We start from the raw sequence: 3,580 nt of genomic DNA, 5'->3' as shown, positions 1-3,580 counted from the left end.
CACCATATTCACTGGTGATCTTCTTTTTGCTCTTGCCGTTTCGGCTGTTTGTTGTCTGCTTGCTCTTCACGACATGCTTCTCGTAACCCAAATGCTGGTCCATTTCGGCCTCCAGCATTTCCTGAAGTGTTTCTGCAAACAGATCTTTTAAGGCGTTTTGTGCATCCTGCGCGGTCACCAGATTATTCTCCTTAATGAAAGCCCGCAGCTGTTGTTTATCCCAAAGTCCCATGTGTTCTCCCAACCTTTCTACTATGTTTCATTTTAATAGTTTTGGGAGTTTACACAATCTATTTTACAGACTCAACTATTGTATTATTTTGAAGTTGTAAAAATAGTATAGAACTATTTAATTTTTTCACAAACATATATCATTGAATAACTATCATTTGTTATCGGAGTTTCGTTCCAATCCTTATAAACATTTAATATCTTAAATCCATTGGTAAATAAAGTTCGTTCCATTTCTTTTGGGTATACATATCTTAAACTTATGTTTGTTCTGTTTTCAGTTACAACCTCACCATCATTGTTTTTGTATTTCCTAATAGTAGTGTAGTGTTGAACTTGATTTAGGCTGTCATAGTTACTAATAGTATAAACATCCACTTCGTTTAAAGTGTCACTATCAATATAAGTTCTCCAATACTCCTCCGTATTAGGTTGTAATAACTCCTCCACACTTGGAAACCTTGTGTCAAAAATGAAAATCCCACCAATATCTAAATGTCTGTTTACTGAGGACAATAAACCATCTTGAGATTCGTTTGTAATAAAATGTTGAAATGAGTTTCCAACTGTATATATTAAACTACTCTTAAGATTCAAATTAAGTTCAGTACAATCTTGTTCTATCCATTCTATTGGCAGATTATGCCTAGATGCTTTCTTTTTGGCTTCGTTTAACATACCGCTATGAATGTCTACTCCAATAAGGTTATATCCATTCCTTGCTAACGGAATTGTTGCTCTACCTGTTCCACAAGCCAAATCAATTATAGTCCCTTGCTTCTTCGATGCCCATTTTAATAGAAATGGAATATCTCCTTTGTGAGGTTCATTTTCTTTATCGTATAAAATAGGGTCGTTATATTCTTCAGAATTATCTAGTGCCATTTTCTTCTCCTCCTTAAAATATGTTTTTTTTAAATTATCATATCATTGCTAACGGTAGGCGTTCGCCGGCCCCCGTTCGGGACTTTCACCCTAGAGATGACGCCCATGCTGGGCGTACCACCAAAAAAGACCGTCTAAGGACGGTCTTTTAATATACTAATGCACCCAATTATTCAGGTTATCACCTTTAAAAATGCTTTGAATGAACCATCTAACTAAACTTAGCAAATGCTACTAAAGAACCCTTGTCGCAAGATTGAAAGTCATTTTTTTCATAAAAATGTCTTACATCAGGTGCTTCTTCGGTTAATAGAACTTTTTGACGAACATTGATATACTTTTTCAGAATTTGTTGCACTAATTGAGTAGCAATTCCTTGATTCTGATAAGCATTTAATACAAGTATATCCTGTATATAAATGATTGTTAATCCATCACCAAAAACACGAATTAGAGCAACTAATTCTTCTCCATCCCATGCAGATATAACTTCTAATGACTGTGATATGGCTTGTTGTAGAACTATTAAATCATTTGTATAAGCATACCATTGTACATCATTATATAATTTTTCCAATTGTTCTATATTTATATTTTTACTATTACGCTCAACCAATATCATGTTAGTACACCAACAAGATAGAAAGGAAAACTTCCTCAAGTTAACTCTTGAAAGAATGGCTGAGTCTCAAACTCTAGACAAATACAATAGAAAGTTATGGTGAGACTCAACTTTTTTTGAAAAACTAAACTAATGAAAGGTGGGAAAATAGACGAAAAATAGGGTATTGACAAAAGAAAAATTAGTAAAAATAAGTAAAACCTTTACAAACTTTTTGAGCCAAATTGACAGGCTCTCTACCGTTTAAAAACGGTCTCAACATTTAATATCACATTTATGAGTAAAAAGCAATACCAACATTTTAGTGCAAAAGAATGAAAAAAATAATGAAGGGGCGAAAAAAAGATATTTAATGGAAAAATAAAAAATTAATAGGAAAATGAACATTTTCTATGAATTCTTCGGCTTTATGAAGGGAGGTGACGGAAAATGGGGAAAAGAAATACAAGCATGAAATACCAAGTAAAAAGTTGTTTAGATGAAATTATATTAATTAACAAGGATTAATAGAGATGAAAAGTTTGAAGAAATGACCGGCGCAGTGCTTAGTAATATTTCAAAAAAAGATTTTAAAAATGTCAAGATTGATAGCGAATTTAAGTCAAAAAAAGGGGAAACATTGCAGCGAAATCTATCAGAAAAATATATTTTTTCCATTCGCTCGGCAAAAGATACCTTTGAGCGTTGCAATCATTTTGTTAGTTGGCTAAAAGTAAATTATCCAGAAGTTAAAAAACTTCGTCAAATAAATGAAAATCATTGTATTGAGTTTTTGACAGAAAAGAAAGAGTCCTGCAAAGAAAGAACTCTATTAAGTTATAAAAACGCCTTAATGAAATTATCAAATTCTGCAAATGTCAAGTTCGGAAATAAATCATTTTATACTGATAGAGTAAAAAATTTTAATATAAAAAAGGCGGGCGAACGGAACGGAGATACAAAAAATGCTAGACAAATAACAAAACGATTTTATACAGATGAACAAATGGAAAGGATTTTACCCAATGTCAAGGGTATTTATAAAAATCCCATTTTGACTATGGCTTATATAGGTGCAAGGGTGCACGAATTGGCCGGCATTAAAAAAGAGCATATTATATTGGAAGTAGCGAGATAGCATATACAGAAAAGGACGGATTTGTCAATAAGAAAAATACTGTGTACATAAAAGGGAAAAATGGGAAAGAATCTTATCGACCGATACTGCCACAATACATTGAGTTCTTTCATTCACTAAAAGAAAATACTGCTGATGGTCAGCGTGTATTTCCAAATGTTCCAAAAGACCCTAAAAAGGCAAGAACCTATATAGGAAAAGCGATTGCTAGAACTGCAAAAAATGCTGGCGTTGAAGTAACTAAGCTAGATGCCAAGGATAAAAAGGCCGCAAAGGTACAGGCCAGCTTCTTATAGGGGTCTGTCAATAAGTTTGTGTAAACTCTAAATCAAGAGTTCCCCTGTTAAGAGAAGAAGATGCTCTTTAAGGCAGATGCTGGCCAATCCGTTCAGGATAAAAGACGGATCGTTGAAGCAGGATCTGGCCCCAGTTTTGGACACGACCTGTCCACTTGCGAGTCACATCGACCGTCACTAAATAGAGCATTTTGAGAAGAGATTCATCCGTAGGGAAGATGCTTTTCCCTTTCGTCACTTTACGGAGTTGGCGGTGGTAGCTCTCAATCATATTGGTGGTGTAAATGAGCTTACGAAGCTCAGGTGGGTACTTAAAGAACGTGGCGAGTTCCTTCCCAATTATTGCGCCAGGAACGGACAATGAGTGGATATTTGGCGCCCCAGATCTCCTCAAACCGATCCAATTCGAGCAGAGCCATGTCCTCTGTT

5 protein-coding genes and 1 pseudogene are annotated in these 3,580 nt (G+C 34.8%); 2 read left to right on the top strand and 4 right to left on the bottom strand.

The window, feature by feature from the left end:
• From JJQ72_RS20100 to JJQ72_RS20090, 3 genes are all read right to left on the bottom strand, one after another.
• A partial coding sequence (locus JJQ72_RS20100; protein ID WP_208204772.1) for a transposase occupies window positions 1-232 on the bottom strand: 232 nt, incomplete at its 3' end.
• A gap of 113 nt (window positions 233-345) precedes the next feature.
• Window positions 346-1,116: a class I SAM-dependent methyltransferase gene (locus JJQ72_RS20095; protein ID WP_208204771.1), complete on the bottom strand. Its 771-nt coding sequence runs from the start codon at window positions 1,114-1,116 to the stop codon at window positions 346-348.
• 211 nt (window positions 1,117-1,327) lie between these two features.
• Complete coding sequence (locus JJQ72_RS20090) at window positions 1,328-1,738, bottom strand: GNAT family N-acetyltransferase (RefSeq protein WP_208204770.1); 411 nt, start codon at window positions 1,736-1,738, stop codon at window positions 1,328-1,330.
• A 529-nt stretch (window positions 1,739-2,267) separates the two neighbouring features.
• Here JJQ72_RS20090 and JJQ72_RS20085 point away from each other — a divergent pair.
• Complete coding sequence (locus tag JJQ72_RS20085) at window positions 2,268-2,855, top strand: hypothetical protein (protein WP_208204769.1); 588 nt, start codon at window positions 2,268-2,270, stop codon at window positions 2,853-2,855.
• 41 nt (window positions 2,856-2,896) lie between these two features.
• Window positions 2,897-3,151, top strand: coding sequence for a site-specific integrase (locus JJQ72_RS20080; RefSeq protein ID WP_208204768.1), 255 nt, complete (start codon window positions 2,897-2,899; stop codon window positions 3,149-3,151).
• 67 nt (window positions 3,152-3,218) lie between these two features.
• Here JJQ72_RS20080 and JJQ72_RS20075 read toward each other — a convergent pair.
• A pseudogene (locus JJQ72_RS20075) lies at window positions 3,219-3,580 on the bottom strand (transposase); the annotation flags it as partial.

The organism is Paenibacillus sp. F411 (genome assembly GCF_017582705.1).
GTDB classification, from domain to species: Bacteria; Bacillota; Bacilli; order Paenibacillales; family Paenibacillaceae; genus Paenibacillus_AQ; species Paenibacillus_AQ algicola.
This window is presented reverse-complemented; position numbering and strand designations above follow the sequence as displayed.